The organism is Pseudomonadota bacterium, from assembly GCA_039815145.1.
Lineage (GTDB): Bacteria > Pseudomonadota > Gammaproteobacteria > Steroidobacterales > JBCBZW01 > JBCBZW01.
The window spans coordinates 1-7,260 of sequence record JBCBZW010000194.1 but is presented as its reverse complement, the minus strand read 5'-3'; the positions used below and the strand labels follow the sequence as shown (position 1 = coordinate 7,260).

Here is a 7,260-nt window from a genome sequence, read left to right as displayed (position 1 = left end):
GAGGGTGTAAGGAATTCTGTGTTCTGAGCCATACTGACAACGAACCCCGCGGAGGGTCAATGGTATGGCAAGACGGAAGCAGAAGGTCCGCAGCGCAGCGGAAGAAGCGGTTCTGGATGAGCTCCTGAAGCGCGGCGACATCAAGACGACAGGCGATCTCGAGAGTGCTTTCGGCGACCTGAAGAAGGCGCTAGTCGAGCGCATGCTCAACGCCGAGATGGACGTGCACCTCGACAGCGAGGAAGAGCTAGGTACCGGCAACCATCGCAACGGCAGCAGCCCCAAGACGGTGATCACGGAGGGCAACGAGCGCCTGGTGCTGGACATCCCTCGCGATCGGCAGGGTCGCTTCGATCCAGCGCTTATCGCGAAGTACCAACGCCGCTTTCCCGGCTTCGATGACAAGATCATCTCGATGTACGCCGCGGGCATGAGCACACGGAGTATCCAGGAGCACATCCTCGAGATATACAGCGTGGAGATCTCTCCAGCGCTTGTATCTGCGATTACCGATGCCGTTCTCGATGAGGTGAAGGCGTGGCGCAATCGCCCGCTGGAGCACACCTACGCGCTAGTCTACTTCGACGCTCTTCGCGTGAAGATCCGTGACGAGGGCGCGGTCCGCAACAAGGCCGTCTACCTAGCGATCGGCGTAACGTGCGCTGGTCGTAAGGAAGTGCTCGGCATTTGGATCGAGCAGACGGAAGGCGCGAAGTTCTGGATGCGCGTGATGACCGATCTGCGCGGCCGTGGTACCCAGGACATTCTCATCGCCATCGTCGACGGACTGAAGGGCTTCCCTGACGCCATCACAGGCGTGTTTCCTGAGACGGTTGTCCAGACCTGCATCGTGCATCTAATCCGCTACTCGATGCAGTTCGCGTCGTGGAAGGAGCGCAAGCAGGTCGCGGCAGCGCTGCGATCGGTCTACTCAGCCCCGAGCGCTGAGGCCGCCGCAGAGGCCCTGGATGCCTTCGAGCAAGGCGAATGGGGCCAGAGGTACCCGGCCATCGTCCAGAGCTGGAGAAGGCGCTGGGAGGAGGTGATCCCGTTCTTCGCCTTCTCCTCGGAGGTGCGCAAGATCATCTACACGACCAACGCCATCGAGTCGCTCAACAGCAGCGTGAGGAAGGCGATCAGGAACAAGGGCCACTTCCCCAACGACACAGCGGCCACGAAGCTGATCTACCTCGCGCTCAAGCGCATCGAGACGAAGTGGAAACGGGCACCGAAGGAGTGGCATGCTGCGAAGGCGCAGCTGGCAATCCAGTTCGGTGAACGGTTTATCGTTGAGGAATGAGACTGAGGATCGGCTCAGACACAGAAATCCTTACACCGCCGCCCCACCGCAGCACGGCCAACGCCCTCGCGCCCGGGCAACCGATGCACCTCGAACCCCCACGCCCCAGCACGACCAAGTCGTGGCCGTGGAACGACACAACGAACGCACCGCTCGCCGAATAGACACTGCCGGCCTGAAAGCGACCGATGACCTGGTCTGCGGCATCCCACAGACGGCCCTCTTCGCCGTACTCGTAGGCACCGAGCTTGACGAACTCACGTGTCAACCAAAGAGTGCCAGTGCGACCGAGGGAGACGAGCCGACCCCCAGTGTCGTAAACCGAAGCGACTTCGCTCATGTCATACCTACCAGCTCAATCACCTGGACACTGCGAGCTACCGGTGGCGCTGAAGTTCGCCTTCAGGCGCCCAATCGCGCTGTTGCTTGGGCGGATCGAATGCTCTACCCGCTCGCCGCCCTCACCGTCGAGGGTTCACAGGCCCCTGGGACATCGGCCCCCCAGGGGATCGCGATACCGGCCGTAGTGAGTGTACATCTGTGAGATCTGTGGACAGCAATCCCCCGCCAGAGCACCGCGCTTCAACATAGTCACTGAGACGCGCCCCAAAGCCTATCCGGCACGCCCCGACGCCAACGCTGAGCGAAGACGGGGCCCAAGACGAAAGAAGAAGAAAACCGACCCCGGCGGCGCCGGCCTGGAAATCACGCGCGAAGCCCGCGTGTGCGGTCGCTGCCGTGAGGCGGCCCTACCTACCCCTGACGACTAGGGCCTAATGGGTGCAGACGTACAGCCGATTTGCTCCTCCCCTCCCGTAGTAGGTAACTCTCATCGAGGAATAGCAGCTCGGAAGAGAAGTTGCGACAGACGCTCCCCTTCTGTGCCCACCCAGCCGACGCGACACCGGCGAGGACCAAAGGGAAGATCGCACGGCTCACGCTTCGTGGCTCCCTTTGCTCAGCCCCGACCATGAGTACCCCGAGCATCCAACGCGCCCTCACCCACCACGCTGCTCTCGCTCATTCGCCTAGTTACTCGACTCCTGTGACGCTACCTGCTCCTCAAGCCACGCGGTGATCTCCAGCGGGTAGATCGTCGTCAGCTTGGCCGTGCGCGGCTCCATCAAGCCGTGCTCGGAGAGTGTTAGTATCGCGTCCCGCGCTTGCTCCCTACGCAACCCAGTCCACTTCGCAAGCTCACGAGGCGGCGCAGGGAACACGACGGCGATTCGCTCAGGGTACGAATACTTGTGCATGGCAGGCGCGTAGCGAAAGCAGTCGCCACGCTCACCTCTTAGGAGCAGCGCATGTGCCACCCGCTGTGCCGGGTCACCCGACTGCACGGCCCGGAGTGCGACAAACAGCGCCTGAGAAACGCGAGCTTGTTCCCGCACCACATCCACGGCCAAATCAGGTCGCTCGGCAATCACCCGATAAAACGACTCCCTCGGCATCACACCCAGCGAGGCACCGCCCTCCACATTTCCCGCCTCCCCGCTATAGCCATAGTGTGCAGCCTGCCACTGTCGATCCGTCACCACCCCGAACCATGCACCGGGGCGAACGAGCGCGATCGGTAGCATGGTCCGCCGACGATCACAGGTGAGCACGACCTCACCCCGCAGCAGCTTGTACACATACTCAGCGGGCAACCCACGCGCAAAGATCTGCTCATGCGGACGCACACTCTCGACGTGGTACGGCGCTGGCATCGATTCGGGAGCGAGTTCACCTGTCAACTGAGCCCCTCCAAATTAGACGTACCCCAATTCGAATGGCCGTTTGTTTCTCGCCGTCGGAGATCGGCAACGGTGCCGTACAGATCGCCATTATCGCTGACGACCATCGCTTGCGACTGCAGGGGCACCGGAAGCTCGTCCAGACCCGAAAGCAACTGAGAGACGCCGGGCGCACTGCCGGACAAGGCTTGCGGGCGACAGTAGACAGCGACCAACTGAATGCCATCGATGCTCGTGGCCACTCTTCCGCGCAGATATCCGCCGTAGTCAGGCTCGTCCCTGAGGATGTCGCGCCGACCCTTCGGCGGATTCTTCAGGTGCGAGTCTCTGGCATCGATGAGACTACCCTCGGGTGAGACCCAAAAGACGAAGCCCGGCGACGTGTGGGTGAACGCCTTCAACGCCGCCCTGCGTCCACGGTACCTCGCAGCGAGGAACGGAAACGCCTGCGCAGCCGCCTCCCGGCTCACTGACCCCTCAGTGATCATCACACCACACCCTAGCGCTCATCGATCTGCACGCCCTTTTCCTCGAGCAACCGGAGCACGCCCCCCTGCCCGTGCATGAGGATGGAAATTCGGATCCGTACACCCGAGCGAAACTCCAGCACATGCCAACCCATCGACGCGCTGTAGTACGCCGTCTCAAGCTCATCCCAAGCGCCGCTCTTAGGACGAAGCCAGAGCCACCGAAGGCGAATCCCGTGCGCATCGAAGGTGCCTCGGGTGAGGAAGTACTCCGCGAAGCACCAAGCAGCGCTCAGGCCAAAGACGGTGACCAGCCCGATCAAGGCGATCAGCTCGCCTCTGTCTTCCCAGACATTTGCATCTACGAAGAACATGGCTACGCAGAAGCCCGAAAACGCCAAACACGCAACCCCTAGCGCCAGGAAACCCCAGCCTGGCCGCAGGGTGCCGTCGCTTGGCGCCTTCTCTGCCCTGCGTCGAAGCCATGCTCCGATAACCGCCGCGGCCAACCCGCCGATCAATCCAGACCAAACTGCAGAACTCACTAGACTCCCTCACATGTGGACTGACGGCGACGCATAGTAGGCGCGTCTCGCGAGGACCCGCTGGCGGTTCGTCGTCCACACCTTGCGCCAAAACATGTTGCCGAATGCTGACTCGAATACGAAGTAGAAGCGAAGACGCCCCCTGTAATGGCTCGGGTGAGGATCGACCAGCGGGTGCCGGGCATCGATCTCAATCGAGAAGAGGTGGGGCGCAGTGTCACGATAAAAGTGCACCATCCCCTCTCTCGTCGTCCTGACCGCTCCATCCTTCAGGCGCTCGTAGAAATAGAACTCCCGATCGGCCGTCACCTCAAACGCAAAGTGAGCACGCTGCCATTCAGCGTTCTCGCCGGGATAGAAACTCTGGTCGATCCTGTAGCACCCGTTCAACCGCCACCTTGGAACGTCATTGACATAGTTGTAGGCCCAGTAGAACGCCACGATGGCACCGACCAGCGCGAGAACGGCCTTCACGGCTACCGGCCATCGCGGTCGACGAGGCGCTACTTTGGCGTCCAACAGCCATCATTGCCCGGCTCCTGAATATGGCGATAGCAGACCACTTGAAACCAGCACAAACCAAACGGTCACGGGTGCCGATGAATAGAGCGCTAGCTGCCCGACCCGCCGGACTGGCACCACGGCGGCCAGCAAACCGGCCAAGAGCACCACCGGGAACTGACGCCCCACCCCGCGCACGAGATCCCGCAGGTCAAGACCGCCCTGACTCACCATCATCCACACGCACCCCGACACGGCGACAACCCCCATGGCAACGACAGCGCCGAACACCCCGGCGGTTGGATCCAACTGAACGCTCGTACCAAGCCTCAGCGCCAATGCCCGCCGTAGCGGCAGCTGCATCTTTGAGCGAAAGATCCCCCACACCAGGAAGATGCCAGGGATAAGGCCAATTAGATCCCACCACCACGCCACACCGAGGATACTCAGCCCAGCCAGGAACCAAGCGGTGTGAGCAGGTGGTAGCCAAGCAGGATCACGACAGCCGACGAGAGTAATCGCATCCTACTGTGCCGAGCTGTTAGCCATCCTAGTCTCCAAATCCGGATGCACCTGGAAGCTCCCTGCACCGGCGCACCATCGGTGGCACGCGGGCAAAGTACCCTTGACACCACCCAACACTCTCACTATCGTGCTCGCCATGTTCTACGCACCTGCCAACTCGCTCCGACTATTGACGCCCTCACAGCTGGGCCCGGGGGGGGGTTGCGCCTAGTGTAGCGTGATTGAAACGCCACAGGATGCACGAAGCCCCCTCGGTCCCGCCGTGGGGGCTTTTTCGTTTTGGGCTTCTGACTTGCCCAGGTGGCGCAATCTGGCAGACGCACCGGTTTCAGAAACCGGTTGTTGTGGGTTCGAGTCCCACCCTGGGCACCACTTCACGCTGGAGTGGCGCAAGTGGAAGACGCAACGAGCTTAAACCTCGTGTGGTGCGGGTTCGAATCCCGCCTCCAGCACTCTCAGGTACCTACGCGTTGTCGTGGGTAGGTGGACTATTGCTCGCCCGAGTGGCGCAACTGGCAGACGCACCGGCTTGAGGATAAGTCTCCTCGGAGATCACTTTCTGCAGGAATTCGTGTGCGGGCCTCGGCTGGAAGACCCGGAAGACCAGCTCACGCTCCGATAGAACGTTAAGCCGCGCGAACAAGAACGCATTGGGCGTCTTGCCACCGCATAGGGCTGCAGTAAGAACGTCCTCATACGCGTACAGGAGCTCTGACTCCTCCTCGGTCGGAAGTTCATGGTCGTTGCACTCCCTAAGTGTGAACACAAGGGACAAGTGCCAACGAAAAACACGTTGGCCTGGGAATGCGGCGTACTCATGGAACACCGTGCCTACACCCGGCATCCCTTCCTCCGTCCACTCAATGATGGTCGACTCGCTCGACTTCGGAAGTCGCACCCGAACACGCTCGCTCACCAATGCCGCCTAACGCTCTAGCACAGACGCGCTTGAGGCGAGGGCCGCTCCGGCGGTAGCCGGAGTGGTGCTCGGGTCAAGCGACAGCTGCTGCGGTAGGTTAGGCGGCGGCGCTGTACGGTCCACACTCATAGGTAACACTTTCGTCAAGAGACATAGGTAACAGCTTCTTCCAATCTTGGGCGCACCGCAAGGAGGTGCCCTATGCCCTGGAGTGAAACGTCACCTATGGACCAGAAAGTACGATTCGTCTCCGACTACCTGCGAGGCACCTTCACCGTCACTGAACTCTGCCAGCGCTACGGCGTCAGCAGAAAAACCGGGTACAAGTGGATCGACCGCTACGTCAGACGCGGCCCGGAAGGCCTCGAGGACTACTCCAAACGCCCCTACACCAGCCCTACCAAGACACCTGATGAGATCCAAGCGCTTATCCTACAGACTCGAAAACGCCACCCCAGCTGGGGCGGCAAGAAGATCCTTCAGTTCCTGACCCCGCGCCACCCAAAACTCGACTTCCCTTCCCGCACGACCGTCTGCAACATCCTCAAGCGACACGGTGTCGCAGCAGCACCCACCCGACGGCGCAAGCCCGGACACCCGGGCAAGCCCGATACCTCATCCCTCGGGCCTAACGAACTCTGGGCCGCCGACTACAAGGGCGAGTTCAAAACCCGCGATGGCATCTACTGCTACCCACTTACGATTACCGATGACTACAGCCGCATGCTGCTCGCATGCCAGAGCTTGCTCTCCACCAAAGTCGTCGATGCAAAGCGCGTTTTCACCCGTATTTTCCACGAGTATGGCCTGCCGGCACGCATCCGTACCGACAACGGCGTGCCCTTCGCCACCAACACTCTAGGACGACTCTCCAAGCTCTCCGCCTGGTGGGTCAGGCTCGGCGTCATCCCTGAGTTCATACAGCCCGGCCGGCCTCAACAAAACGGTCGACATGAACGCATGCATCGGACCTTGAAGCGCGAGGCCACTCGCCCTCCTGCCGGCAACCTCAACGCGCAGCAGCGCAAGTTCAACACCTTCGTCAACGAGTTCAATCACGAGCGCCCCCACGACGCCCTAGATGGCAGAACACCCGCCCAATGCTATCAGCCTTCAAACCGTCAGATGCCCCACAAGATCCCACCTATCGAATACCCAGATCGCTTCGAGGTGAGGCTAGTCTCTGCCAATGGCGGGATACGGTGGAATCGCCAATGGGTCTGCGCTTCCACAACGCTTGCTAGCGAGTACATTGGCTTCGAGG

The 7,260-nt window shown here is 61.1% G+C and carries 6 protein-coding genes and 2 tRNA genes; 4 read left to right on the top strand and 4 right to left on the bottom strand.

Going from position 1 to position 7,260, the window contains the following annotated elements; translation table 11 throughout:
• Positions 1-64: 64 nt before the first annotated feature.
• Positions 65-1,300, top strand: a complete 1,236-nt coding sequence (locus tag AAF184_23890; GenBank protein MEO0425396.1) for an IS256 family transposase — start codon at positions 65-67, stop codon at positions 1,298-1,300.
• A 1,028-nt stretch (positions 1,301-2,328) separates the two neighbouring features.
• Here the strand turns inward: AAF184_23890 and AAF184_23885 are convergent.
• The 4 genes from AAF184_23885 to AAF184_23870 form a co-directional block, all read right to left on the bottom strand.
• A complete protein-coding gene (locus tag AAF184_23885) occupies positions 2,329-3,039 on the bottom strand; it encodes a Crp/Fnr family transcriptional regulator (GenBank protein MEO0425395.1) in 711 nt (236 codons plus the stop codon).
• A complete protein-coding gene (locus tag AAF184_23880; protein MEO0425394.1) occupies positions 3,036-3,440 on the bottom strand; it encodes a hypothetical protein in 405 nt (134 codons plus the stop codon). Before AAF184_23880 ends, AAF184_23885 begins: the two co-directional genes overlap by 4 nt.
• Positions 3,441-3,538: 98 nt before the next feature.
• Positions 3,539-3,880 carry a hypothetical protein gene (locus AAF184_23875; protein MEO0425393.1) on the bottom strand — a complete coding sequence of 114 codons (342 nt, stop codon included), beginning with the start codon at positions 3,878-3,880 and terminating at the stop codon, positions 3,539-3,541.
• Positions 3,881-4,060: 180 nt separating this feature from the next.
• A complete protein-coding gene (locus AAF184_23870) occupies positions 4,061-4,525 on the bottom strand; it encodes a hypothetical protein (GenBank protein ID MEO0425392.1) in 465 nt (154 codons plus the stop codon).
• A gap of 846 nt (positions 4,526-5,371) precedes the next feature.
• On the opposite strand from AAF184_23870, the gene AAF184_23865 reads away from it, so the two are divergent.
• From AAF184_23865 to AAF184_23855, 3 genes are all read left to right on the top strand, one after another.
• Positions 5,372-5,449, top strand: a tRNA-Leu gene (locus AAF184_23865).
• A gap of 6 nt (positions 5,450-5,455) precedes the next feature.
• A tRNA-Leu gene (locus AAF184_23860) sits at positions 5,456-5,529 on the top strand.
• Positions 5,530-6,221: 692 nt separating this feature from the next.
• Positions 6,222-7,260 (top strand): IS481 family transposase (locus AAF184_23855; protein MEO0425391.1); only part of this gene is annotated, 1,039 nt, incomplete at its 3' end.